We start from the raw sequence: 26,362 nt of genomic DNA, 5'->3' as shown, positions 1-26,362 counted from the left end.
GTGAGTTATACGTACCTAAACGTATAACTCACAACTCTTACCTCATACCTTAACAAACATGTTTGGAATTTGTAATCTAGCGATGATACCACTTCGGTTTGAACCAAGTGATAAAAGCGAAATTGTTTCTCAAGTTTTATTTGGAGAACATTTCGAAATTTTAGAACAACTCAAACAGTGGTCTTTTATCAAAATGCAATATGATGGTTATGAAGGTTGGGTAGACTCTAAACAATATCAATTAATTGCTGAATCAAGTTATACTCAATTATCCACAGAAGCTATTATTCTAAATGCTGACTTAATAGAATACATAACTGCGCCAAACAATTTACTGATTCCAATTCCTCTCGGTTCTTCCGTATCGTTTATTAACAATCATGAAATCAATACGTCTAATTTTGAATTTGAGGGAACTAAAACTAGTGGAGAAAAGACCAAAGAGAACTTTATTAAATCTGCCTTTATGTATTTGAATGCTCCTTATCTTTGGGGAGGAAAAACTCCTTTTGGTATTGATTGTTCAGGATTTACTCAAATGGTTTATAAATTGAATGGATACAAATTACTTCGTGATGCTTCCCAACAATCAACTCAAGGAGAAGCTTTGAGTTTTATTGAAGAAAGTGAACCCGGAGACTTAGCTTTTTTTGATAACGAGGAAGGCAAAATTATTCACGTAGGAATTATAATGGATGATAATTACATCATTCACGCCAGTGGTAAAGTTCGCGTGGATCGATTGGATCATTTGGGAATTTTTAATGCCGAGACAAATAAACACACCCATAAATTACGAGTTATTAAAAAGATTATATAAAAAAACCTATCTAGAAATACTCTAGATAGGTTTTTTATGAATAATACAATATGAGATTTACTGAATCTTAGCTTTCAAGGCTTTGTATTCTGCTGTCATTTCAAGAGCACTATATACGCCTAAAAGTGTTCTGGACACATCTGAGTTTTTAGGATCTAATTCTACTGCTTTTTGAAGATAAGGAATAGCACTTTTGAACAAATCTTCTCTCTTCTTTTTCAAATCATCATATCGTTTCATATCCTTAGTAGAAGTGCCAAGTTTATTCATTTCATCAATAATGACTTTTTCATTTTCTAATTTCAAAGCAGATAAATTAATATAGGCGTTGATGTATTGAGGATTGATTTCAATAACTTTTTTGTAATACTTCTCCGCCTCAAGAACATTTTTAGCATTTGCACTTATCACTCCTAAGTTAAAAACTAAATCAGCGTCATTAGGATTTTTTTCTAAAACTTCAGCAATAAGCTTTTTGTACATTTCAAAATCTTTAGTTTCCAAGTAAAGATTAGCCTCTGTCAAAATCAAAGAAGTATCTTCTGGATTTGCTTTTCTTGCTTCAGAAATTGCTTTTTTAGCCTCGTCTGTTTTTCCTTTTTCAACTAAAATCAAAGCCATATTTTTATAAATTTCTCCTCTTTTAGAAGGAATAGCTTCAGTTCTTGGTTTTTCATGTGTTCCTAACTTCACCATTCTATCTCTTTCTGCAGCAGTAGCAAAAAAATCTTCTTGGCTGGTTAATTTATTCACTGCAAAGTAACTAGTCCCTAATCCAGAATAGTTTAAGTTTTTCAAGTTCTCGTATAACTCAAGCGCTTTGTCATATTCATTTGCATTTACATAAGTTGAAGCCGCATAATATAAATTGATTGTGTCTTTTTTATCTAACAGGTAAGCGTCATATAATTTTTTTGCACTGTCTGAATGCTTCTCAATTTTTGAATCTGCAATTGCACCATTTATCAATTTGAATTTAATATCCGTAATTGAAGCTACTGCTTGGGTTGAGTATTTTACTTTTCCAGAAATTTTCTCCACTCCAATTAAATCTTGATACGCTTTTGCAGCTAGCGAAAGATTGGTATTGGCATCAACATTCTTGTTGGCTAAATCCAATAAAGCATTTCCTTTTACAAAGAAAAACTGTGCCTTTTCAGCATCTGTTGCTGCAGCTATTAAGGGTTCTGCTTCCGTTAAAATGGTTGCTGCCTCTTGAGATTTACCGCCTTTCATCGCTTTTTCGGCTGCCTTAATTTGATCTTTTTGAGCAAAAGTAGCTACTGATATCAATAATGCTGATGCTAGTAATACATATTTACTTTTCATAATATTCTGTGTTAATTTAATACTTATTCTTACTTTTCTATTTTAATTTATGCTTCATCATCTGAATCATCCTCGTCACTATCGTAATCAAGTTCTTCTTCATTTTCAGAGTCGTCTTCGTCTTCATCCTCTTCAGAGCCGTCCTCTTCAAGAACTTCTAATACTGGCTTAACTCTTTCAATAGCTTCCGTTTCAACAACATTGCCTTCCTCATCTACAACCACTTCAGCCACATCATCCTTCATGACTTTTGTAACTGCTGCAATTGAATCATTTCCTTTAATGTTCATCAACTTCACTCCTTGCGTAGCACGACCCATAACTCTCAAATCTTCAACAGCCATTCTGATAGTCAATCCAGATTTGTTGATGATCATTAAATCATCTGCATCTGTAACTGAATTTATAGAAATTAGCTTTCCTGTTTTCTCCGTGATATTTAAGGTTTTAACTCCTTTACCACCACGATTCGTAATTCTATATTCATCAAGGCTAGAGCGTTTACCGTAACCGTTTTCAGCTACAACTAATATTTCACTGCTCATATCGTTCACAGTAACCATGCCAATAACTTCATCCGTATCATCCTTAAGTGTAATCCCACGAACTCCTGAAGCTGTTCTTCCCATTGGACGGGTTTTAGTTTCTTCAAAGCGAACTAATTTACCTGATTTTACAGCCAATATAATTTGGCTTTCACCATTCGTTAATTTGGCTTCCAATAATTCATCGCCCTCTTTAATAGTAATTGCAGCGACACCGTTTACTCTAGGTTTAGAATATTTCTCTAAAGATGTTTTCTTAACCTGACCTTTTTTGGTCACCATAATCAAATTATGACTATTGATATATTCTTTATCTTTTAAATCTTGAGTGCAAATAAAAGCTTTCACTTTGTCATCACTTTCAATGTTCACTAAGTTTTGAATTGCTCTACCTTTAGCGGTTTTACTTCCTTCAGGTATTTCATAAACACGCATCCAGAAACATTTTCCTTTTTGAGTAAAGAACATCATATACTGGTGATTTGTAGCAACAAACATGTGCTCTAAGAAATCTTGATCTCTTGTTCCAGCACTTTTTTGCCCTACTCCTCCTCTATTCTGAGTTTTATATTCTGTTAGGTTTGTACGTTTGATATATCCTGCATGAGATATAGTAATGACTACATTCTCATCAGCTATTAAATCTTCGATACTCACGTCTCCACCAGAATATTCAATTTGAGAGCGACGAGCGTCTCCATATTTATCTCTAATTTCAGTAAGTTCTTCTTTGATTAAAGCAATTCTCAAGTTTACATCTGCTAATAAAGCTTTCAAATGCTCAATTAACTTCATAATTTCATCGTATTCCGTTCTTAACTTATCTTGTTCTAGACCTGTCAATTGACGCAAACGCATTTCAACTATTGCACGAGATTGAATATCTGACAAATTGAATCTTTCGATTAATTTCTCTCTTGCCTCCTCCGTACTTTTCGATGCTTTTATTAAAGCAATTACTTCGTCAATATTATCAGACGCGATAATAAGACCTTCTAATATATGCGCTCTTGCTTCCGCCTTTTTCAATTCAAATTGCGTTCTGCGAGTCACCACATCATGACGGTGCTCGATAAAATAGTGAATCAAATCTTTCAGATTCAACATTTGCGGACGCCCTTTTACAATTGCAATATTATTTACACTGAAAGAAGACTGTAATTGTGTAAACTTGTAAAGTGTGTTTAAAACCACATTTGGCGTGGCATCTCGTTTTAAAATATAAACGATACGCATCCCATTTCTATCCGATTCATCGCGTATGTTGGCAATTCCTTCGATCTTTTTATCATTGACCAAATCAGCTGTACGCTTAATCATATCCGCTTTATTGACTTGATAAGGAATTTCGGTAACGATAATACATTCCCGACCTTCCACTTCTTCAAAACCAACTTTGGCACGCATTACAATTCTACCTCTACCTGTTTTGAAAGCCTCACGCACACCTTCATATCCGTATATAATTCCACCAGTAGGAAAATCCGGGGCTTTAATATGCGTCATCAACTCATCAATCTCGATATCATTATTATCCATGAAAGCTAATGTACCGTTGATAACTTCAGTTAAGTTATGAGGAGGCATATTCGTGGCCATACCAACTGCAATTCCCGTCGCCCCATTTATTAATAAGGTAGGAACACGTGTTGGCATCACCGTTGGCTCTTCAAGCGTATCATCGAAATTTAATTTAAAATCAACCGTTTCTTTGTCAATGTCAGCTAAAATCTCCTCAGAAATCTTACGCATTCTTGCTTCAGTATAACGCATTGCTGCAGGACTATCTCCATCTACAGATCCAAAATTACCTTGACCATCGATCAACAAATAACGCATACTCCATTCTTGAGCCATACGAACCATAGCATCATAAACAGAAGTATCACCATGTGGGTGATATTTACCCAAAACTTCCCCGACAATTCTTGCAGACTTTTTATGAGCTGATCTTGAGTTAACACCCAAATCATGCATTCCAAATAGTACTCTTCGATGTACTGGTTTCAAGCCATCTCTAACATCTGGAAGAGCTCTTGACACAATAACCGACATCGAATAATCGATGTAGGCTGTTTTCATTTCATCTTCAATGTTAATGGGAATTAACTTTTCTCCTTCAGACATAAGTTGTTATATTAAATAATTATATTAGTTTCAAAACGTGCCAATATACGCTTTTTTGAAATTTTTAAACCAATTTTAAAACACTTATTTCAATGATTTATCAACAAAATAAACTGCCCTTTTAGTTAATAATTTAAGGGAAATTTAACTCTTACATTAGTATAATTTTTGTCTCTTAGCTGACACGACTACTTATAGGAATGGTTTTTGTTTTTCTATCACTAATTCACTAAATTTACGATATCAAATATATATTATGGATGATAATTTTTCACCAAGAGTAAAAGACGTTATAACCTACAGTAAAGAAGAAGCTTTACGACTGGGTCACGATTTTATAGGCACAGAACACTTAATGCTAGGAATTTTAAGAGACGGAAACGGAAAAGCTATTCAAATATTGAATAATCTGGACGTTGATTTAGATCATTTACGTAGAAAAGTAGAGATCCTAAGCCCACCAAGTCCAGGCGTAGAGGTAAACGTTGAAAAGAAAAACCTGCACTTGACACGTCAAGCTGAACGAGCCTTGAAAACTACTTTTCTGGAAGCAAAGGTATTTCAAAGTAGCTCTATCAGCACCGCACACTTATTGTTGTGCATATTAAGAAACGAAAACGATCCAACAACCAAGCTATTGAATAAGCTCAAAATTGATTATGACATAGCTAAAGAACAATATTTAAACATGACTCCAAGCGAAGAAGAATTTATAGAAAAATTGCCACGAAATGAATCTTACAATGACGATTCAGGACAAGATGACAGTCTAAAAGAAGGTACTTTTAACAACCCAGCCAACAAATCCAACAAAAAATCTAAAACTCCGGTTTTGGATAATTTTGGCCGAGATTTAACAGAAATGGCCGAAGAAGGAAAACTAGATCCTGTAGTAGGACGCGAAAAAGAAATTGAACGTGTTTCTCAAATTTTGAGCCGTCGCAAAAAAAATAATCCTTTACTTATAGGGGAACCTGGAGTGGGAAAATCAGCCATTGCGGAAGGTTTAGCTTTGCGAATTATTCAGAAGAAAGTATCTCGTACTTTATTCAATAAACGTGTCGTTACGTTAGATCTCGCTAGTCTTGTAGCTGGAACTAAATACCGTGGACAATTTGAAGAACGAATGAAAGCAGTAATGAATGAACTGGAAAAGAATGACGATATCATTCTTTTTATAGATGAAATTCACACTATTGTTGGCGCTGGTGGTGCAACAGGATCTTTAGACGCATCCAATATGTTCAAACCTGCATTAGCTCGCGGAGAGATTCAATGTATTGGTGCAACAACATTAGATGAATACCGTCAATATATCGAAAAAGACGGCGCTTTAGAACGACGTTTTCAAAAGATAATTGTAGAACCTACATCTGTTACCGAAACGATTACTATTTTGCATAATATTAAAAACAAATACGAAGATCACCACAATGTTACTTATTCCGAAGAAGCAATAGAAGCGTGCGTAAAATTAACAGACAGGTACATGTCAGATCGTTTCTTACCAGACAAAGCTATTGATGCCTTGGATGAAGCGGGTTCTAGAGTGCACATTACCAATATTGAAGTTCCTAAACAAATTTTAGATCTGGAAAGTCAATTAGAAGAGGTAAGAGAATTGAAAAATGTTGTAGTCAAAAAACAAAAATACGAAGAGGCTGCCAAACTTCGAGATGATGAAAAACGCATTGAAAAAGACTTAGCAATTGCTCAAGAACAATGGGAAGAAGATGCCAAAAATAACCGAATTGAAGTTACCGAAGACAATGTTGCCGATGTAGTATCTATGATGAGTGGTATTCCCGTTAACCGCATTGCTCAAACAGAAAGCAACAAACTTGCCAAATTACCAGAACTTATTGAAGGAAAAGTAATTGGACAAAGAGAAGCTGTAATGAAAATTGCTCGCTCCATTCAAAGAAATCGTGCGGGATTAAAAGATCCGAATCGACCAATTGGTTCATTTATTTTCTTGGGACAAACCGGTGTTGGTAAAACGCAATTAGCCAAAGTACTCGCCAAAGAATTATTCGATTCTGAAGATGCGTTGATCCGTATTGACATGAGTGAATACATGGAAAAATTTGCAATCTCTCGTTTAGTTGGAGCGCCTCCGGGATACGTAGGATATGAGGAAGGTGGACAATTAACAGAGAAAGTTCGCAGAAAACCTTATTGTGTAGTACTATTGGATGAGATAGAAAAAGCGCATCCTGATGTGTTTAACATGTTACTACAAGTACTGGATGATGGTTATTTAACAGATAGTTTAGGCCGAAAAATTGATTTCAAAAATACTATAATTATTATGACTTCGAATGTTGGAGCCAGACAATTGAAAGATTTTGGTCAAGGTGTTGGTTTTGGAACTGCTGCAAAAGTAGCTCAGGCTGATGACAATTCAAAAAGTATCATTGAGAACGCATTGAAAAAAACTTTTGCACCCGAATTCCTAAATAGAATTGATGATGTAATCGTATTTAATGCTTTGGAAAAACATGATATTGATTTGATTATCGAAATTGAATTGAAAAAATTATATGCTCGCGTAGCCGAACTAGGATATCAATTAAATCTATCTGATAAAGCCAAAGCGTTTATCGCCGACAAAGGTTTCGATAGACAATTTGGTGCCAGACCATTAAAAAGAGCCATTCAAAAATATGTAGAAGACGCCCTTGCTGAAGAGATTATTACTTCAAAAATTGGTTCCGGAGATGAAATTTTTATGGATATTGAAGAAGGAGCACAAGAACTAACCGTACAAGTTCACAAAGCTGGCGAACCAACTAATCTATAACTTTAGTTAAAAACAATTCCTTTAAACCCGTTACGTTTATATAACCTAACGGGTTTATTATTTATGGTAAATACCCGTTTTTTGAAAACAAATATTTACATTTGGATTATATAAAATAGGTCAAATAAAATTAATTTATGTCAGATAATAAAGTTATTTTAGGGAGTGAAGAGTGGTGCTCTTTTCCAGAATTAGGAATTCCCACTATAAAAGCTCGTGTGGATTCAGGTGCAAAAACATCAGCATTACATGCTATAAACATTGCTCCGTTTATTAAAAATGAAAGTAATTGGGTAAAATTTGACATCAATCCCATACAAAATAATCTAAAAACAGTCATTCATTGTGAAGCACCATTAATTGACAAACGAATTGTAAAAAGTTCTAGTGGTTTTCGGGAGCAACGTTATGTTATACAGACTAATCTACAGATTGGAACCTCACAATGGCCTATCGAAATGACGCTGACCAATCGAGATTCCATGGGATTCAGAATGCTTCTAGGGCGGGAAGCCATGAGTGGAAGAGTTTTAGTTGATCCAGAACAAAAATACCTATTGGGTCAACCTACATCAGACAGCCTTAAAGAACTTTATAAAAACTCTGAAAAAGCAAGCTCTGGTTTGCGCATCGGACTTTTAGCCAGTAATCCTGAATTGTACAGCAACAAGCGTATTATGGAAGCTGGTGAAATGCGTGGACACGAAATGCACTTTCTGAATATTAAAGAATGCTATATGAAACTGGATGCAAAAACACCAGAAATTCATTACCGTGGCGGTAAAATATTAAATCAATTTGACGCCATTATTCCCAGAATCAGACCCAGTATAACATTTTATGGTTGCGCACTAACCCGACAATTTGAGGCTTTAAAGGTATATTGCTTGAATTCGTCGAACGCTATTACACAGTCACGAGATAAATTGTATTCATTACAATTATTGCTAAACCACGGAGTAGAAATCCCAACGACTGGTTTTGCTAATTCCCCTTTGGATACTGATGATTTGATAAAAATGGTAGGCGGTTCTCCTTTAATTGTAAAATTACTGGAGGGAACACAAGGTAAAGGAGTAGTTCTTGCCGAAACAAAAAAAGCTGCAGAAAGTGTTATTAACGCCTTCAAAAGTCTAAATGCTAATATATTAGTTCAGGAATTCATCAAGGAAGCGAACGGAAAAGACATTCGCTGTTTTGTAATAGATGGAAAAGTGGTAGCCGCCATTCAACGGGAAGCGATGCCGGGTGAGTTCAGAGCTAACATTCATTTAGGAGGAACTGCATCCGTAATAAAAGTAACCGCAGAAGAAAAACGGATTGCCATCAAAGCAACAAAAGCGATGGACTTGAAAGTAGCAGGTGTAGATATTATTCGTTCCGCAAAAGGACCATTATTATTAGAAGTAAATTCGTCACCAGGACTAGAAGGAATCGAAGGAGCGACAAACAAAGATATTGCTGGAGAAATGATCAAGGCTATTGAAAAAAATTTCAAGCAAAAAGTAGATCTTAAATAACAGAAAATTCCGCATGGTACTGCTTAAAAACTATTTAAGCATCAAAAGCAACTGGAACAAATACACAAAACCTAAAAAAAATGAACGAGTATCTTGCTATAATTCTTAGAAGTAGTACCGTTTATTTTTTTATGGTTATTGCATTGAGACTTTTTGGCAAGAAAGAATTATCACAGCTCAATACTGCCGACGTTATATTAATCTTGCTAATCAGCAACTCCGTCCAAAATGCAATGGTTGGAAACGATACTAGTTTATTAGGCGGTTTAGCCGCAGCTTCCATTCTATTTAGCATTAATTTTACTTTAAAAAAATTAATGTATAAATTCCCAAAATTCAGCGATTTCATGCAAGAAAAGCCAGAAATTCTAATACATGATGGCCATTTGGATTTTAAATCTTTAAGCAAATTAAACATTACTTCTGATGAATTAAAATAAGCCATGCGCGAACATGGAATCGAATATTTTAAAGATGTAAAGTTGGCTATGCTAGAAATTGATGGTAATATAAGTATCATTTCCGGAAATCAAGATCTGAAACAAACGTATCATAAGCGAAAACACATTCACAAAAGTTTAAGCTGAATAGTTAATAAACCAATACTGTAGAAACCTTCCTATTGAATTTAATTCTGCACTGTTAAAGTTGTAAATTAGTTCCATTACAAAGCGAAGGTAATTTTATAAAAAAAATTATTAAAAACTATTCTTGATATTAGAAAATAATCCTCCTAAGATTTAAGTTGTTCCAAAACTATTTTGTTAGTGTACTCAAGCAATCTTCTACTAAAGATAAAAGAATACTCTTTTTAATACAATTACGCTCAAAGTTTCCATCGTTAATTTAATAAACAATAAAAATCATGGATAAAGTAACGGCGCACATTGGTGCTGATCTCTACAAAACAGAAATAAATTCGGCTACGCATACGATGATCTCCGATGAACCTGAAAGTGCTGATGGAATGGATTTAGGCTTTGCGCCAAATGAATTGCTCGCTTCTTCTTTAGCTGCCTGCACATGCATCACTTTACGCATGTATGCCAATCGAAAAGGATGGAAATTAACTGATGTCAAAGTTGAAGTTACTCTTGATACTGACCCAATAGAAAACAAAACAAAAGTAATACGGGATATTCAACTGTTTGGCGATCTAGATAATGACCAAATTGCACGATTATTAAACATTGCTAATAAATGTCCGATACATAAAATTTTGAGTAATACCATAGCAATAAGCACCATCTTAAAATAGAAAGGACATAAATTAAATCTTTACCAAAATTAAAAAAACAATTTTAGCATAAAAAAACCATTCGGGAACTCCGAATGGTTTTTTTTATATTAATTTGACTCTATATTAGATAAAAATACTGAAAATATAATAGATGATAGCTGCTAAAATAGCTGATATAGGGATCGTTAAAACCCAAGCCCACAGCAAACTTACCGTCATACCCCAACGCACCGCAGAGACTCTTTTAGTAAGTCCCACTCCAATGATTGATCCTGTGATTGTATGTGTTGTACTTACAGGAACTTTAAAATGCTCTGTAAAATACAATGTCAATGCTCCAGCAGTTTCTGCTGCAACACCTTCAAAAGAAGTAACTTTAGTTATTTTAGAACCCATCGTTTTTACAATTTTCCAACCACCGCTTAAAGTTCCTGCTGCAATTGCAGAATAACAAGCTAATGGAATCCAAGCGGGCATTCTAAATGTACCTTCATCATTGGGCAAAACTACATCTAACCAAGCAGGTAATGATGCTTGCGCAACGCCACTAGTGTTGATATAAACAGCAACCGCTGCTGCAATAATACCCATCACTTTTTGTGAATCATTTCCACCATGTCCTAAACTAAACGCTGCAGAGGATAGTAATTGCATTTTTTTCAACCACGACGAAGCTTGATTTAAATTTAAACTACTAAATATCAAACAAAAAGAGCTTATTGCAAGTACTATAAATGCCACTAAAAACCATTTGATATTGTGTGCTTCAAAAGCGACACTCCAAAAATGGGAATCAAATCGAGGTTTTGCAATTTCGTCAAAGTAAATCATTTGACTTTCTACAAACCATATTGTCAAAATCATTAAAGAAGCGGTGAAAATTTTGGGATAAATACTTTTTTTAGAAGCATTCAACAACCAGATTGATATTAGATAAGATATTAAAGCCCCTATTAATGGTGCCAATATGATAAAAGCAACGATGATTAAAACCCCAGAAGGCATTCCTCCATCCTTACCTACTTTATACCAAGAAACAACTCCAAACCCAGCATGAGCAATTGCAGCTCCTGCAAAACCCCCAATTAAAGTATGAGAAGAACTCGATGGAATTCCTTGCCACCATGTAAATAAATTCCAAATAATTGCCGCAATAACACCGGCTAGGATAACCACCAAGTTGATATCCATGGTATTGGCTGTTTTCGCAACGGTATCAGCTACACCAAAGCCAAAAACCCAATAAGCTAAAAAGTTAAAAAAAGCTGCCCAAACTACCGCTTGAAAAGGGGTCAGTACTTTTGTGGCAACAACCGTTGCTATGGCATTGGCTGCATCATGAAAACCATTGATGTAATCAAAGATTAAAGCCAGCACAATAATAACTATCAGTAGAGTAAATTCCATAATTATAATTTCAGAATAAAACGGATTGAATTAAGAATGTTTTACAGAAATTGATTCTAAAACACTTGCTACACTTTTGCATTTATCGGCCGCAGTTTCTAAAACTGACAGTACTTCTTTATACTTAATAATGTTTTTGGCATCCGTTTCATTTTCGAACAAATCAAGCACTGCTTTATCATAAACATTATCTGATTTATTTTCTAACTTGTTGATTCTAACGCAGGCGTCCGTGATAATTTTAATTTTTTTCAGATCTCTTAATTCTCTAACCGCAACATCAATATTTTGACATGCCTCAAGATTGATTTCTGTTAGTTTTCTAATTGATTTTGTAATTTTATCTACTTGATACAACCTCATTCTACTTGCGGCTCCATGAAGATTATCCGCTACATTGTCAATTGATGTAATCAACGAATGGATATCTTCTCTGTCAAAAGGAGTAATAAAATTTCTACTTAATTCTAAACTGGTTTGACGCGTTATATCTTCGCCTTTTTGTTCTAAGGCATCAATTTTTTGAAAAAGAACTTCACGCTCTTTTAAAGGAAGGTTAACCGCTTCGTGTAAATTTGTAGCAATTTCTATTAGATTACTAGATGCTTCTTCAAAAAGTGGAAAAAACTTTTTGTCCTTAGGAACCAAAAATTGGAAAAAATTATTTATGTTCATTACGTTAAAATTTAGTTTGGCAAAATTACTTCATTATTAGCGGCTAATGTTAAGCTAACATTAACAAATCATTTTCCATTTGAAAAGTATTTAAAAATGAAACCGTCTTTTCGATATCGTAGTGTAAAATTCGGTCTTCTTTTATTAATGGAACTTCTTCGCGATAGGCATTTAAAAACATTTCAATAAAATCACTAGATTTTAATGGCCTTCTATATTCAAAAGCTTGAGAAGCATTCATTAATTCAATTGCTAAAATCCGCTCCACATTATCCAAAACTCGCAAAGCTTTTGTTGCTGCATTGGCACCCATACTTACATGATCCTCCTGTCCGTTACTAGAAACAATACTATCGATACTCGCTGGAGTAGCCAATTGCTTATTTTGACTTGCAATACTAGCTGCTGTGTATTGAGGAATCATTAAACCCGAATTTAATCCCGGGTTGTCGACCAAAAATGCGGGAAGATTTCTAGATCCTGATATCAGTTGATACGTTCTACGTTCCGATATACTACCCAATTCTGCCAAAGCGATTGCCATAAAATCTAAGGCTAGAGCCAAAGGTTGTCCATGAAAATTGCCGCCAGATATGATTTGATCGCTTTCAATAAAGATATTAGGATTATCCGTCACCGAATTGATTTCAGTTTTGAAAACTTTTTTTACATATTCAAAAGCATCTTTTGAAGCACCGTGAACTTGTGGCATGCATCTAAAAGAATACGGATCTTGAACGTGCATTTTTAACTGTTCGATAATTTCACTACCATCTAGAAAACCTTTTATACGATTTGCGGTTACGATTTGTCCTTTATGCGGTCTGATAAAGTGGATCAATTCATGAAAAGGTTCAATTCTTCCATTAAAAGCTTCTAGGGAAATGGTTCCTATCAAATCGGCCAAATATGAAAATTTACTTACTTTCATCAAAATATGCGCTCCATAAGCACTCATAAATTGAGTTCCGTTTAGCAAAGCCAATCCTTCTTTCGATTGTAGCACAATCGGTTCCCAATTAAAATGTTTCATAACGACGCTGGAATGCACCCTTTTCCCTTCATAATACACATCCCCTTCACCCAATAAAGGCAGTGACAAATGCGCTAAAGGAGCTAAATCTCCAGAGGCACCAAGCGAACCTTGCGTGTAAATAACAGGTAATATATCATTATTATAAAATTCAATTAACCGCTCGACGGTTTGCAATTGTATTCCAGAGTGACCATAACTTAATGATTGGATTTTAAGCAATAGCATCAGCTTTACAATCTGAGATGGTACCTCCTCACCCGTTCCACAAGCATGCGATTTCACTAAGTTTTCCTGGAGTTTGGATAGGTTTTCGTTAGATATTTTGACATTACAAAGTGATCCAAAACCCGTATTTATTCCATAAATAGGTTCCGAATGGGATGCCATTTTTTTGTCTAAATAGTCCCTACATTTTTGAATATTAATTTTTGCTTCATCAGACAGAGCCAAAGCTTTATAATGCGAAACAATTTCGTTTAATATTTCGAGGCTAAGTAATTCAGTACTAATATAATGTGTATTGTCCATTTTGATCCGGTTTAAATGGTAAAATTGACTAAATCTTTATAAATACACAACATATATTGATGATAATTTAAAAAGTATCGGTAAACAAAACCAAATACTAATTTTACACCTCTATATCTAACTAGTTCGTTAATTACTATTCCTATTTTATTGTATCATTACTAATATACTCCAGCACGTCCTAAATCTAATAGAATTTTAAGTATTTACAATCCCAATAAGGCGGAATTGAATACTTTATCGGCATCATATAATTTATTCAAACAAAGTTTAGGAGTTATAAAATCAGGGAATTTATACGAATAGCTCTGCTAGGAATGATTTTACACATCCAAAAATATAGTATCGCCAAATAGACCTTGGAATTTTCAATTATTCGCAAAAACACAATTAAAGACATCGATTTTTATAAAAAATTGTACTTTTGGAATAACAAAATGACAAATAACAGACCTACATATCACGCTTCGATAACAACTCAAATTCGGGTTGCAACTGCTGTTACGTTTACTACAACAACTACCCCATTGGGGTAAACAAACTACATATAATCCTATTGTTATATCTTTTTTTTCGGAAGAGAAAAAGGTATGGGGCGCATACTAAACAGTTGGATTTTTCAAGACATAACACACACAAATTCGTATCGTCGTAACTCAATAGTCAGTTAATTTTACAAATAACGGTACCTTTTTATATTAAAAAACAAATATAAACTTCGTATGAAAGTATTAAAATTTGGCGGAACTTCGGTTGCCAATGCACAAAACATAAAACTGGTTTTAGATATTATTAGCCACAAAGCAAAAGACGAAAAATTAATCGTGGTCGTTTCTGCCTTTAGCAAAGTGACTGATTTATTGCAGCTAGCTTCTAAAAAAGCTGCTGCTGGCGACGAAAGTTTTAAAGAGATTCTTACCGATATTGAGAAAAAACATTTAGATGCTTTAAAAGAACTTATCCCAGTACCAGAACAAAGTAGTCTTTTGAGTCACATCAAAAGGATTGTTAATCATCTTGAAACCTTACTGGATGGTTGCTTTCTTTTAGGTGAATTATCACCACGAACTTCAGATACGATTTTGAGTTTTGGAGAATTGCTTTCTTCCTATATTATAGCTGAAGCATTAAAACAAAATATAAAAAATAGCAGTTATAAGGACAGCCGAGAACTAATCAAAACGAACAATCATTTTGGGAAAGCAGACGTAAATTTTGAAGTATCAAATCACTTGATTGCTGATTTTTTTACTTCCAATGAAAATCAGGTAGTGGTGATGCCGGGATTTATTGCAGCCTCATTAGACGGAATCAATACTACATTAGGTCGCGGTGGATCTGATTACACAGCGGCAATTGTAGCCGGTGCATTGCATGCAACTGATTTAGAAATCTGGACGGATGTAAACGGCATGTTTACAGCAAATCCAAAGATTGTAAAACAAGCACAACCTATTGCCTTCATCTCCTATCAGGAAGCGATGGAATTGTCCCATTTTGGTGCCAAAGTTTTGTATCCGCCAACAATACAACCCGTTTTGACAAAGAATATTCCTATTCTAATTAAAAACACCTTTGAACCTCAAGCAGAAGGAACTTATATTTCAAGTCAAGAAATGGCTCAAACGAATCCTGTAAAAGGAATCAGCCATATTGATAATATTACTTTAATTACACTAGAAGGCTCTGGAATGATTGGAGTAACAGGCTCATCCAAACGACTTTTTGAAGTTTTATCGCATAAAAATATTAATGTAATTTTTATTACTCAAGCTTCATCAGAGCACTCAATTTGTATCGGAATTCAAAATTCGGATGCTGCTATTGCCCAAGAGGCGATCAACAAAGCCTTTGAAATAGAAATTTTTCAAAATAAAATAGAACCGTGTATTGTTGAAAAAAACCTTTGCATCATTGCATTGGTTGGAGAAAATATGAAAAATCATCAAGGGTTAAGCGGAAGAATGTTTAGCACTTTAGGTAAAAATAATGTCAATATTCGAGCGATTGCACAAGGAGCTTCCGAAAGAAATATTTCGGCTGTAATCAATGAAAGAGATGTGAAAAAAGCGCTAAATACGCTACACGAAAACTTTTTTGAAGAAAACACGAAACAATTGAACCTATTTGTAATGGGCGTTGGAAATGTAGGAGAGAAATTCATCGAGCAAATTCACCAGCAAAAGAAATTCCTCAAAGAAAGTCTGAAAATAAATATGCGCGTTATTGCATTGTCCAATTCCCGAAAAATGTATTTTGATGAAGATGGAATTTCTCTAAAGGAATGGCAATTTTTATTAGAAACCGGAGAACCTGCGGATAAAGAACAGTTTATTTCTAATGTAAAACAACTCAATTTACGCAACAGTATTTTTGTGGATATAACAGCAAATGAAAGCGTATCTAAAACCTACGAACAGTTCTTAAAAAGAAATATTGCCGTAGTAACCTGCAACAAAATTGCTTGTGCCTCCGAGTACGACAATTACAAAAAACTAAAGAAACTATCCAGACAATTCAATGCTCCTTTTCTTTTTGAAACGAATGTGGGAGCGGGATTACCAATTATTGATACCGTAAAAAATCTAGTTGCTTCGGGCGACAAAGTCAATAAAATTCAAGCTGTTCTATCAGGAAGTCTAAACTTTATCTTTAATAATTTCGACGAAAAAAACACTTTTCATGACGTCGTTAAAGAAGCTGGCGTACAGGGATTTACAGAGCCAGATCCTAAAATAGATTTGAGTGGAATTGATGTAGCCAGAAAGATATTAATCTTGATTCGAGAAAGTGGTTACAAAATGGAAATTGACGAAATAACAAACGAATCGTTTATGCCTGCAGAGTGCTTGGATACCACTTCAAATGAAGCATTTTTCGAATCTTTAGAAGCGCACGCTTCTCATTTTGAAGCTATCTACAAAGAAGCATTGAGCAAAGAATCCCGCTTGAAATATGTGGCTCAATTCGAAAATGGAAAAGCAAATGTTGGGTTGCGTTTTATTCCTAAAGATCATCCATTTTATAATTTGGAAGGAAAAGATAATATAGTATTATTTTTTACAGACCGATACGTAGATCAACCATTATTGATAAAAGGTGCCGGAGCCGGAGCTGCTGTAACAGCTTCTGGAATATTTGCTGATGTAATTAGAATTGGAAACATATAAAAATAGTTTAAAGTTTTCTTTGTTTAAGGTTTCAAGTTCAAAAACTAGCAACAACTTTAAACTTTAAACCTGAAACAAAACAACATGAACGAAATAAAAATATTTTGCCCCGCCACGATTGCTAATCTTTCCTGTGGATTTGATGTTCTTGGATTGTGTTTAGAAACTGCTGGCGATGAAATGATTATTCGGAAATCAACTGCAAAAGGGATTCGCATCACTAAAATTGTGGGTGCCGATTTGCCTTTGGAAACCGAAAAAAATGTGGCTGGAGTATCTGCTTTGGCAATGTTAGAAACTGTAGAAACCGAATTTGGATTCGAAATCGAAATCTACAAACACATCAAAGCCGGAAGTGGAATTGGAAGTAGTGCTGCAAGTTCAGCGGGAGCTGTTTTTGGAATTAACGAATTACTGGGAAGACCATTCACGAGAAAAGAATTGGTTTTATTCGCGATGCAAGGCGAAAAATTAGCCAGTGGAAACGCTCATGCCGATAACGTTGCTCCTGCCCTTTTGGGTGGATTTACGTTGGTGAGAAGCTCAAATCCGTTAGATATTATCAAAATAGAAAGCCCTTCGGAATTGTATGCTACAGTGGTTCATCCTCAAATTGAGTTGAAAACATCAGATGCACGTTCGGTGCTGAAGCAAACCGTTTCCTTGAAAAGTGCGATTACGCAATGGGGGAATGTAGGTGGACTAATAGCCGGTTTATACACACAAGATTACGATTTAATAGGTCGCTCGCTTCATGATGAAATCGTAGAACCGTTGCGCAGTGTATTGATTCCAGGTTTCGATTTAATCAAGCAAACTGCTCTAGAAAACGGAGCTTTAGGTTCTGGAATTTCGGGTTCAGGTCCTTCTATTTTTGCTTTAAGCAAAGGAAAAGAAACCGCAGACAAAATTGCAAAAGCCATGAGCGCTGTTTATGATGAAATGAATTTACCGTATGAAATTCACGTTTCAAAAGTGAATGACGAAGGGATGAAAATAATAGCCACCTAAACTCCGAAAGGGGAATACAAGGAATAAATTATTGATTTAAAAATTACAACAACACATTCTGAATCCAGTTTCGTCTCCCTTACCCTTGGTGAGGGTTGGGGTGGGGTTCCACAATTACTAAACAAATGAAATATTACAGTTTAAACCATAACGCACCCAAAGTTTCTTTTAAAGAAGCCGTAATACAAGGATTAGCAACTGATAAAGGGTTGTATTTTCCTAAAACAATTACTCCTTTACCACAGGATTTTTTCGACAACATCGAGAACTTAAGCAACGAAGAAATTGCTTTTCATGCGATTCAACAATTTGTGGGCGATGAAATACCTACAGCCATTCTCAAAGAAATTATTGACGAAACCTTGTGTTTTGATTTCCCTTTGGTAGAAGTTGAAAAAGGAATCTATTCGCTTGAATTATTTCATGGACCAACAATGGCTTTCAAAGACGTAGGTGCGAGATTCATGTCTCGTTGTTTGGCCTACTTTAACAAAGACAAAAAAGACAGTAAAAATACCGTTCTCGTGGCGACATCAGGAGATACAGGAGGAGCTGTTGCCAGTGGCTTTTTAGGCGTTGCAGGCGTCGAGGTGGTAATTTTATATCCTTCAGGAAAAGTAAGCGACATTCAGGAAAAACAGTTAACAACTTTAGGCCAAAATATAAAAGCGTTAGAAGTCGATGGCGTTTTTGATGATTGTCAGGATATGGTCAAAAAAGCGTTCTTGGACGAAAGTCTGAAACACAAAAACCTGACTTCGGCAAATTCGATTAATATCGCGCGTTGGTTGCCACAAATGTTTTATTTTTTCTTTGCTTACAAAGCATTAAAAAAACAAAACAAGGAATTGGTTTTTTCTTGTCCAAGTGGTAATTTTGGGAATATTTGCGCAGGGATTATTGCTAAAAAATTGGGCTTACCAATTGTACATTTTGTGGCTTCGACTAATGTAAATGATACTGTTCCACGGTTTTTAGAAAACGGTATTTACGATCCGAAACCTTCTATAGCTACGATTTCTAACGCGATGGACGTAGGAAATCCAAGTAACTTTATTCGCATTCAAGAAATGTATCAAAATGATTTAGAGCAATTTAAAAATGATTTTTCATCTTATACGTTTACTGATGAAGAAACCAAAATAGCAATGAAAGCTATTTTCGAAATCGATAGTTATATAGCTGAACCGCACGGAGCCGTGGGCTATTTAGGGCTAAAGAAGGAAATGAAAAACTACCCCAATGCGATTGGAATTTTTTTAGAAACTGCTCATCCAATTAAATTTTTTGATGTGGTTGAACCTATTTTAAAGGTAAAACTACCCATTCCTGCACAAATTGAAAGTGTGATGCATAAAGAAAAAGTCAGCACAAAAGTTAGCACGTATGAGGATTTGAAAGCATTTTTAGAATCATAATGCAATCTTGATTCCTTCTTATGAAACCAGCTATACATTTCACTCTGCTGATCTCTTTTAAAATAATAAATTGATTTAAGAATTAATGCTACTGCTCGTAATCCAGTAGTAAATTTATTTCTATTTACTTATCCCTTAAATTTATTTTAAAAACTTATTTTGGCCTATTAAATTTTTAGGCTAGGAATCTGCTGACAAACAAGAAATGTTATTTAGACCCGACAGTAGCGGCATCCTTTTGTGCCGAATTTTCGGCACAAAAGATATAGCGAATTGCGGGACAACTGGTCTTGAAAAACCGAAAAAATGGTACTCCTGATGCAACTGCTGAATGGTTGCCTATTTCTTTACTGTTTTTCTTTCAAAACAATGATGGTACAACTGCCGAAAATTAATTGAGATAAAACGATTTCAACAAATAACTTCAGCGCCCATTTTACCTAAAAATGAACGTGCTAAACCGCTATAAATTAAAAATTTAGAACAGATCCAAAATACTAAATTTACAAGAAAAATAAATTAAATAGACCTATTGATAATGCCATTAATTTTATCTAATTTTGCAATCAAATTGAGCATCTAAATTTAGGTTTCAACCTGGTAATAAAAAGCTTAGTTTTCATAAAGCAAAATTGGCAGCTATTCAATACTGGTTTGCTCTTGTTAGAAACAAAAATCTTCGGATTTATGCATTACCTCAAGCATCACTACCGCACAAATTAGTTACCCTATATTAACAAATTTTTAAAAAACACGAAGAAGTTTATGACAGATCAAAACATGAATGAAGTTAGTTTTGAAATTGAGGTATTAGATAAGCATAAAGAATATAGGAACCAGTATCAATCCAATGATTTTTACTGGGGAGTAGGCATCGAAAATGAATGTTATTTAGAATTTGATAATCAACGTATCGTTGACAAAAATTTCTTATTAACAAATGGCATACGTGAAAAATACAGCGTCAACCATTTTAAAAATTATAAAGAAAACGTATTCGAAAATTCGCTACTTAAAATACTAACAGACAAAGAGTATGCAATCCCTGTGTTAATGAACTCCCATTCGTTTACAAAAACAGATGTAAACAATCAACATAAAGTTTTAGATCCCATAGACAATGAACCGAACCCAGAATACCTTGGGGAAAGTATTTTTGAAATATTACAAAAACACAATACCTATTTTATAGACGAACATCAAAAAAAATTTATTTTTGATGGTGACACTATTGAATTTGTGACGCAGGATTTTTATAAAAAAGATATCGATACTGTCATTGCTGAACTAGCAAACATAAAGCAAGAATTTACAGTAAACTTGCAACAACTATTGCTGAAAGAAAATATATTTTCGCAATTTGGCAACATAAAAATCTGCTCGGAAAATCATCCTTTTGCCATATTTGTTTCCAATAATGAAAATTATTCTGTTTTCAATAACATGACCTATCATTTTAATTTAACGATTCCAACAGAATTAAATAAGGAAGGTGAAATTAAAGACAAAGTAGATTTCATCAAAAAACACCAGCGCACGATTCGGTTATTCCAATGGTTGAGTCCATTGTTTATGATCAAATTTGGATCCTCTGACTTTTTATCCCATAATGACAGTAGCGTTAACTTAACCAAGGCATCACAACGATGCGCTATGTCTAGGTACATAGGGATTGGAACATATGACACTAATGTTATGAAAACGGGGAAAATAGTCCAAATGGATTTCAATGCGCATCCAATGCACGATAATCCGTTGTGGTGGGTGAATCGCTATTCTGAAATATCAGATTATGAGAAAATCGATAAAATTGGACTTGATGTAAATTTTCACAAACACAAAAATCACGGTATTGAGTTTCGAATATTTGATTATTTTAATGAAAAACACCTAAAGGAAGTTTTAAATTTTCTGATTTTCATTATGGATCATGCCATATTAAACGAAATCGAAAATCCAATTTGCGATTTAGAATGGAATAACTTTGTCTATGAATCTATTGTTCATGGAAAAGAAACGGCAGTCCCAGCAAACCTTATTTCCCTTTTAGAAAACATCTTGTCTATAACAATAGAATCGAATGACCCTATCGCAATCTATAGTCAAATATATGCTAGTTTACATGATAGATATTATGAAAATGGTTTTTGTAGTTCCTTGCTAATCACTAAAATTGCCGTAGCAGTATAAAGTTTATTAGGAATTAAATATGACAGAAAAGACTTCGATACCACTAGCGTACAGAAGTCTTTTTTATTTAAAATGCATTTACTATTTAATCATGATAGTAAAAGATAGCAGATGAGTATCCTTTTTCAGGATCTTTGCTATCCCACCAATCCTTTCTAATTTCTGAAAAATAATTGTAATTATCCATTCCCGCTTGTGATTGCAACGGATAAATGACTTTGCCATCTAACCGAAATGCCTTTTCATTTTCAGTTTCTGGAACGACCACTACAACGTGCCCTGACTTATGTAATATGAATCGTTTAGCACAAATGACACCTACACCTCCATTAGCATTGACTTTCTTTTGTAGCGCATCAACATCACTGACGCTTTCCCAGCCAAAGGCGCTAGCCGATTGCAAAAACCAATCATAAATATAATTAGAATAAAAAGGCCTCACTGTTTCTCCAAAAACTAAGGGTACTTCGTTTCCATTTTCAAGTGCTTCTATTGCTTTATCTGTCCATCTAAGTCTAGGGATGTACACTTTGGCAAAAAAGCAATAATCAAAGGTGTAGATATTACAGTAGGTATCAGAATCATCTTTTTCATATCTAAAACTTTTTGAAACATTAAGCGTGTCTATTATATTTCGAATGGAAGATAGCTTGGACGCAACACTAGTTAAATCTCTGAAAGGAATAGCTGGATCACCAAGCGGCTTGTAGGTTTCTAATTTATTGTCCAGACTTCCTTTAGAACCTGGTTCAAAATTAGGCACTTCGATATCTGCAATTTCATCAGTCGTCTCATCTACATGTTCAATATCTTGCGAAAACACAAAACCTTCTTTATCAGTATTCAAAAGCTTTACTTTCCACCAATCTGAGGTCGTTTTCTCAATTAATTTAACAGTATGTCTAAAAGGGATTTTTGTTAAAATTTTAGAATTATCATTCGCCGACGGAAAATCCCTGAGATTTAAAGACGAAGTTGCTACTCTATATTTCATATTAATCTAATTTATTATCTAAAAATAATTAAATCGCAAAATACTAAAAACAACCAAGAAAGCATCAATAGAAACTACTATTTTACCATATTTTTAATAATAAATCCAATTGTAAAAATTATTGGCATATTTACCTCAGCCTTACACACGATTTTAATTTTTTATTCCAAGCCAAAATTAGTACTTTTTGGCACTTCTTTCTTTCCCCTATATTTCCAACAAACCCCTCTATTTAGTTCCTATCAGCATGAAACTATTATTCTGTAAACGCGCCTGCTTTGTCAAAATGAACATTGTTATCGCTCCTAATAATTTTTAGTTTACCATGCACCCCTTTCTTCTTTCCTGTTTTACTAATTTATTGACTGCTTACTACTTCTCACTTTTAAGAAAAAAATGGTAGTCCCAAATTAAAATAAAAGTGAAATCGTTGCTAATTAACTTCTTATTTTTAAAAGGAGACACGTCACTTGTTTTTATTGCCAGTTAACTTTTTAAACTGTCTATTGTAGTATTAGAAATCACGGATTTATCCTGCAACAAAACGTCTTCCTCAGTTGCATATTCATCATTTGCTTTTATCAGAAGCCACGAATTCTCTTTTTTAGCTTTCCATTTCACTAATAAGAATTCCCCTTTGAGTTTTTTGCCCTTTATGATAAATCGGAGGTGGCCTTTTTGCAAATTGGCATTTAAATTCCCATAATTTTCATCGTCAACTAGAATAAAAGTTCCATTATCCCAAACTATAACGTTTCCCGCACCGTAATTACCTTCGGGAATAATTCCTTCAAAATTACGATAAGCATAAGGATGATCTTCCACCTGGATAGCTAGTCTTTTATGGGCAGGATTCATAGATGGCCCTTTGGGTATCGCCCAACTTTTTAAAACTCCTTCACTTTCTAACCTAAAATCGTAATGCAAGTGAGATGCAGCATGTTTTTGAACAACAAAAATCATTTCCGCAACTGATTTATTTATTTTACCTTCTGGCTCAGCGGTGGATACAAAATTGCGCTTTTGATTGTATTCATTTAAGGTCATTGCACTAGGATGCTAGTTTGTTTAAAAATACAAGATTAAATCTTATCCCCTGTATTCTCCTCTAAATCATTATGATTGTCGCCCCCAATACTGTAATGGTTATTTTCTTCATCCTCACTCCCTATTTTCTCTTGATCATCATCTAATTCTGAACCGGGTATGTCCAAGTCGGCTCCAGACTTATCATCTTCAAAATCTTTTTCATTAAAATCCGTGACATTATTAATTTCAACAGGTATCTTCTTTTTAGAAATATCCTCTGGATTAATATCGCTTTCCTTGTGAAACTTATTGTAAATATCTTCACTTGGTGGATACAAAAGGGAATCTGGCACTTTGTTTTTATCTATTTTTTCTGACTTAGCTGCATTTGACTCTGATTTATCATTTTGATTTTCCATTAGACTTTTTATTTAATTAATGAATACTAAGTTACTCATTTTTGTACAAAAGTGTATTTAATTTAACTCTAAAAGTAGCAATTCCTACCAAAAACAAGAGACAAAACCCTCCCTAGATTTACTAAATTAACATTAATTCCAAAAAAACAATGGGCGACCGAATTAGTTGCCTTTTCGTGTATCATTTCAAAAAAAAGAACAAGGCTTCATAATTTTGAAAAATTTGCTTTAATCTTCATTTAATGACTAATATCATATATTAAACGGTAATAATACGCGACCTTTGAGCATACCAGTTATTGATTTACAGCTAATTACACATACTGTCGATTAATTGCCCGATAAGTTTTAATAGTGAACAAATTAAAAATTTAAAGCCTTACGAAAAATATAAAAATGATTTAATACTATAACCTTTAATGAAAAATGAAAATGAAACAGACTAAAACAATGAAAGCACTTGTATATGATGGACCAGGTAAGATTGAGTTGAAAGAGGTGCCATTTCCTAAAATTGAAAAAAGCACTGATGCAATGGTAAAAATACTTAAAACTACTATTTGCGGTACAGACTTAGGTATATTACACGGAAAAACTCCATCGGTGAAACCGGGAACTACATTAGGTCATGAGGGAGTCGGTATAATTGAAGAAATTGGTGCTTCGGTCCGGAATTTTAAAAAAGGAGACCATGTCATAATATCCTGTATCACATCAGATGGCAGTTGCGAATACTGTAAAAAACAAATGTACGCTCATTGTGAGGACGGCGGTTGGATTTTAGGGCACCTTATAAATGGTACACAGGCAGAATACGTTCGGATTCCACATGCTGATAACAGCCTCTATCTGATACCAGACGGATCTGATGAAGAAGCGCTGGTAATGCTAAGTGACATTTTACCTACAGGACATGAAATTGGTGTGATTAATGGCGGAGTAAAACCAGGAGACACCATTGCCATTATAGGAGCCGGTCCTATAGGAATGTCAGCCTTACTCACAGCTCAGTTCTACTCACCGGCAAAAATTTATATGATCGACATCGATGAAAATCGTTTGGAAATGGCGAAAAAATTTGGAGCTACAGATACCATTAATTCTACTAAAGAAGATGTTACAAAAAGAATTCAATCAGAAACAAAAGATGGTGTAGATGTAGCTATTGAAGCCGTTGGAGCGCCAGCTACCTTTGAAATATGCCAAAAAATTGTTCGTCCCGGTGGACACATTGCCAATATAGGAGTGCATGGAAAGCCAGTAGAACTGCAAATTCAGGATCTCTGGATTCAAAACAGCACGATAACAATGGGATTAGTAAACACCAATACTACTCCAATGCTTTTAAAAACAGTTTCCTCAGGTAAATTAGAACCTTCTAAACTGATAACTCATCATTTTAAATTGAAAGAGGTCCTAGAAGCGTATGAAGTATTTGGTAATGCAGGGAAAGAAAAAGCGATGAAAGTAATTATTGAGCCGTAAAAACGAGTAAGAATTTAAAATATTTTTTTCTCACTATCATTTTCTGATGGCTAGCAATTAAAATATTTTTTCAATACCAGATCAACTAAATGAAAAGTAATGCAATCGAGAGGGATTCTCCGTACTCCTTCTCCTTTGCGTAACTTTTGATTTATAATTACAAAATAATTAAACCATTAAACCCTCAAAACTTAATGCTAATTTAACACCAAAAATAATCGTTACTACCTAATTAATCGTAATATTGCAATATAAATATAAAACGATGGGTATAACTAAAACACAACATTTTACAGAGGAGCAAAACGAACTGGCTGTACTTGCCAAAGCATTAGGTCATCCTGCTCGTATTGCCATAATTGAACATCTTATAAAAGTTGACAGTTGCATCTGTGGAGACCTTGTAAACGAATTGCCATTAGCACAACCTACTGTGTCGCAACATTTGAAGGAACTAAAAAATGCCGGGTTAATCAAAGGAAATTTCGAAGGAGCTTCAATTTGTTATTGCCTGAACGAAGAAGGATTTGAGAAAATAAAAAGTTTTATTACCCTTATCAATACCTATTTAGAAAACAGGAAAGACCAATGTTGCTAATTTTTAAATTATAAAAAA

18 protein-coding genes and 1 pseudogene are annotated in these 26,362 nt (G+C 34.4%); 11 read left to right on the top strand and 8 right to left on the bottom strand.

Annotated features, from left to right (window positions below):
- The first annotated feature begins 58 nt into the window (after positions 1 to 58).
- A complete protein-coding gene (locus tag BLS90_RS11405) occupies positions 59 to 820 on the top strand; it encodes a C40 family peptidase (protein ID WP_091257805.1) in 762 nt (253 codons plus the stop codon).
- Positions 821 to 877: 57 nt separating this feature from the next.
- Here BLS90_RS11405 and BLS90_RS11400 read toward each other — a convergent pair whose 3' ends face one another.
- Positions 878 to 2,149 (bottom strand): tetratricopeptide repeat protein, encoded by a 1,272-nt coding sequence (locus BLS90_RS11400; RefSeq protein ID WP_091257803.1) that lies wholly within the window; start codon positions 2,147 to 2,149, stop codon positions 878 to 880.
- 47 nt (positions 2,150 to 2,196) lie between these two features.
- Positions 2,197 to 4,821, bottom strand: coding sequence for a DNA gyrase subunit A (gene gyrA / locus BLS90_RS11395; RefSeq protein ID WP_091257801.1), 2,625 nt, complete (start codon positions 4,819 to 4,821; stop codon positions 2,197 to 2,199).
- Between the two features lie 256 nt (positions 4,822 to 5,077).
- On the opposite strand from gyrA, the gene BLS90_RS11390 reads away from it, so the two are divergent.
- From BLS90_RS11390 to BLS90_RS11375, 4 genes and pseudogenes are all read left to right on the top strand, one after another.
- A complete protein-coding gene (locus BLS90_RS11390) occupies positions 5,078 to 7,624 on the top strand; it encodes an ATP-dependent Clp protease ATP-binding subunit (RefSeq protein ID WP_091257799.1) in 2,547 nt (848 codons plus the stop codon).
- 137 nt (positions 7,625 to 7,761) lie between these two features.
- Positions 7,762 to 9,144: a 30S ribosomal protein S6--L-glutamate ligase gene (gene rimK / locus BLS90_RS11385; RefSeq protein ID WP_073353444.1), complete on the top strand. Its 1,383-nt coding sequence runs from the start codon at positions 7,762 to 7,764 to the stop codon at positions 9,142 to 9,144.
- A gap of 80 nt (positions 9,145 to 9,224) precedes the next feature.
- Positions 9,225 to 9,731, top strand: a pseudogene (locus tag BLS90_RS11380) (DUF421 domain-containing protein).
- Positions 9,732 to 10,009: 278 nt separating this feature from the next.
- Positions 10,010 to 10,402 carry an OsmC family protein gene (locus BLS90_RS11375; protein WP_091257797.1) on the top strand — a complete coding sequence of 131 codons (393 nt, stop codon included), beginning with the start codon at positions 10,010 to 10,012 and terminating at the stop codon, positions 10,400 to 10,402.
- A gap of 105 nt (positions 10,403 to 10,507) precedes the next feature.
- On the opposite strand, the gene BLS90_RS11370 is transcribed toward BLS90_RS11375, so the two are convergent.
- From BLS90_RS11370 to hutH, 3 genes are read right to left on the bottom strand one after another with little or no spacing between them, the layout of a single operon-like run.
- Positions 10,508 to 11,791, bottom strand: a complete 1,284-nt coding sequence (locus BLS90_RS11370) for an inorganic phosphate transporter (RefSeq protein ID WP_091257795.1) — start codon at positions 11,789 to 11,791, stop codon at positions 10,508 to 10,510.
- A gap of 30 nt (positions 11,792 to 11,821) precedes the next feature.
- Positions 11,822 to 12,466: a DUF47 domain-containing protein gene (locus BLS90_RS11365; RefSeq protein WP_091257793.1), complete on the bottom strand. Its 645-nt coding sequence runs from the start codon at positions 12,464 to 12,466 to the stop codon at positions 11,822 to 11,824.
- A 49-nt stretch (positions 12,467 to 12,515) separates the two neighbouring features.
- A complete protein-coding gene (gene hutH, locus BLS90_RS11360) occupies positions 12,516 to 14,030 on the bottom strand; it encodes a histidine ammonia-lyase (RefSeq protein ID WP_091257792.1) in 1,515 nt (504 codons plus the stop codon).
- 722 nt (positions 14,031 to 14,752) lie between these two features.
- Here hutH and thrA point away from each other — a divergent pair.
- The 4 genes from thrA to BLS90_RS11340 all read left to right on the top strand — a co-directional run bounded on the left by thrA (position 14,753) and on the right by BLS90_RS11340 (position 21,819).
- Positions 14,753 to 17,200 (top strand): bifunctional aspartate kinase/homoserine dehydrogenase I, encoded by a 2,448-nt coding sequence (gene thrA / locus BLS90_RS11355; RefSeq protein ID WP_091257790.1) that lies wholly within the window; start codon positions 14,753 to 14,755, stop codon positions 17,198 to 17,200.
- 84 nt (positions 17,201 to 17,284) lie between these two features.
- The gene (locus tag BLS90_RS11350; protein WP_091257788.1) at positions 17,285 to 18,211 is read left to right on the top strand and encodes a homoserine kinase; all 927 of its coding nucleotides are present in this window, start codon (positions 17,285 to 17,287) and stop codon (positions 18,209 to 18,211) included.
- A 125-nt stretch (positions 18,212 to 18,336) separates the two neighbouring features.
- Positions 18,337 to 19,629 carry a threonine synthase gene (gene thrC / locus BLS90_RS11345; protein WP_091257787.1) on the top strand — a complete coding sequence of 431 codons (1,293 nt, stop codon included), beginning with the start codon at positions 18,337 to 18,339 and terminating at the stop codon, positions 19,627 to 19,629.
- A gap of 765 nt (positions 19,630 to 20,394) precedes the next feature.
- A complete protein-coding gene (locus BLS90_RS11340; protein WP_091257785.1) occupies positions 20,395 to 21,819 on the top strand; it encodes a hypothetical protein in 1,425 nt (474 codons plus the stop codon).
- A gap of 85 nt (positions 21,820 to 21,904) precedes the next feature.
- On the opposite strand, the gene BLS90_RS11335 is transcribed toward BLS90_RS11340, so the two are convergent.
- The 3 genes from BLS90_RS11335 to BLS90_RS11325 all read right to left on the bottom strand — a co-directional run bounded on the left by BLS90_RS11335 (position 21,905) and on the right by BLS90_RS11325 (position 24,261).
- Positions 21,905 to 22,813: an SH3 domain-containing protein gene (locus BLS90_RS11335; protein WP_091257783.1), complete on the bottom strand. Its 909-nt coding sequence runs from the start codon at positions 22,811 to 22,813 to the stop codon at positions 21,905 to 21,907.
- Positions 22,814 to 23,299: 486 nt separating this feature from the next.
- Entirely contained in the window at positions 23,300 to 23,860 is a 561-nt protein-coding gene (locus tag BLS90_RS11330) for a DNA polymerase ligase N-terminal domain-containing protein (RefSeq protein ID WP_091257782.1), read from the bottom strand.
- Positions 23,861 to 23,895: 35 nt separating this feature from the next.
- Positions 23,896 to 24,261, bottom strand: a complete 366-nt coding sequence (locus tag BLS90_RS11325; RefSeq protein WP_091257780.1) for a hypothetical protein — start codon at positions 24,259 to 24,261, stop codon at positions 23,896 to 23,898.
- A 450-nt stretch (positions 24,262 to 24,711) separates the two neighbouring features.
- On the opposite strand from BLS90_RS11325, the gene BLS90_RS11320 reads away from it, so the two are divergent.
- Together BLS90_RS11320 and BLS90_RS11315 are read left to right on the top strand one after the other, a co-directional pair.
- Complete coding sequence (locus BLS90_RS11320; protein ID WP_091257837.1) at positions 24,712 to 25,746, top strand: zinc-dependent alcohol dehydrogenase family protein; 1,035 nt, start codon at positions 24,712 to 24,714, stop codon at positions 25,744 to 25,746.
- A 265-nt stretch (positions 25,747 to 26,011) separates the two neighbouring features.
- Positions 26,012 to 26,344 (top strand): ArsR/SmtB family transcription factor, encoded by a 333-nt coding sequence (locus BLS90_RS11315; protein WP_091257778.1) that lies wholly within the window; start codon positions 26,012 to 26,014, stop codon positions 26,342 to 26,344.
- Positions 26,345 to 26,362: the final 18 nt, after the last annotated feature.

The sequence above is a fragment of the Flavobacterium omnivorum genome (genome assembly GCF_900099915.1).
Lineage (GTDB): Bacteria > Bacteroidota > Bacteroidia > Flavobacteriales > Flavobacteriaceae > Flavobacterium > Flavobacterium omnivorum.
This window is presented reverse-complemented; position numbering and strand designations above follow the sequence as displayed.

Excerpts from the sequence above, each read along its gene's own strand:
- BLS90_RS11335 (WP_091257783.1), bottom strand. The coding sequence starts at position 22,813 with ATGAAATATAGAGTAGCAACTTCGTCTTTAAATCTCAGGGATTTTCCG.
- thrA (WP_091257790.1), top strand. The coding sequence starts at position 14,753 with ATGAAAGTATTAAAATTTGGCGGAACTTCGGTTGCCAATGCACAAAAC.
- hutH (WP_091257792.1), bottom strand. The coding sequence starts at position 14,030 with ATGGACAATACACATTATATTAGTACTGAATTACTTAGCCTCGAAATA.
- BLS90_RS11325 (WP_091257780.1), bottom strand. The coding sequence starts at position 24,261 with ATGGAAAATCAAAATGATAAATCAGAGTCAAATGCAGCTAAGTCAGAA.
- BLS90_RS11375 (WP_091257797.1), top strand. The coding sequence starts at position 10,010 with ATGGATAAAGTAACGGCGCACATTGGTGCTGATCTCTACAAAACAGAA.
- rimK (WP_073353444.1), top strand. The coding sequence starts at position 7,762 with ATGTCAGATAATAAAGTTATTTTAGGGAGTGAAGAGTGGTGCTCTTTT.
- BLS90_RS11365 (WP_091257793.1), bottom strand. The coding sequence starts at position 12,466 with ATGAACATAAATAATTTTTTCCAATTTTTGGTTCCTAAGGACAAAAAG.
- thrC (WP_091257787.1), top strand. The coding sequence starts at position 18,337 with ATGAAATATTACAGTTTAAACCATAACGCACCCAAAGTTTCTTTTAAA.
- BLS90_RS11350 (WP_091257788.1), top strand. The coding sequence starts at position 17,285 with ATGAACGAAATAAAAATATTTTGCCCCGCCACGATTGCTAATCTTTCC.
- BLS90_RS11315 (WP_091257778.1), top strand. The coding sequence starts at position 26,012 with ATGGGTATAACTAAAACACAACATTTTACAGAGGAGCAAAACGAACTG.
- BLS90_RS11340 (WP_091257785.1), top strand. The coding sequence starts at position 20,395 with ATGACAGATCAAAACATGAATGAAGTTAGTTTTGAAATTGAGGTATTA.
- gyrA (WP_091257801.1), bottom strand. The coding sequence starts at position 4,821 with ATGTCTGAAGGAGAAAAGTTAATTCCCATTAACATTGAAGATGAAATG.
- BLS90_RS11405 (WP_091257805.1), top strand. The coding sequence starts at position 59 with ATGTTTGGAATTTGTAATCTAGCGATGATACCACTTCGGTTTGAACCA.
- BLS90_RS11400 (WP_091257803.1), bottom strand. The coding sequence starts at position 2,149 with ATGAAAAGTAAATATGTATTACTAGCATCAGCATTATTGATATCAGTA.
- BLS90_RS11320 (WP_091257837.1), top strand. The coding sequence starts at position 24,712 with ATGAAAGCACTTGTATATGATGGACCAGGTAAGATTGAGTTGAAAGAG.
- BLS90_RS11390 (WP_091257799.1), top strand. The coding sequence starts at position 5,078 with ATGGATGATAATTTTTCACCAAGAGTAAAAGACGTTATAACCTACAGT.
- BLS90_RS11370 (WP_091257795.1), bottom strand. The coding sequence starts at position 11,791 with ATGGAATTTACTCTACTGATAGTTATTATTGTGCTGGCTTTAATCTTT.
- BLS90_RS11330 (WP_091257782.1), bottom strand. The coding sequence starts at position 23,860 with ATGACCTTAAATGAATACAATCAAAAGCGCAATTTTGTATCCACCGCT.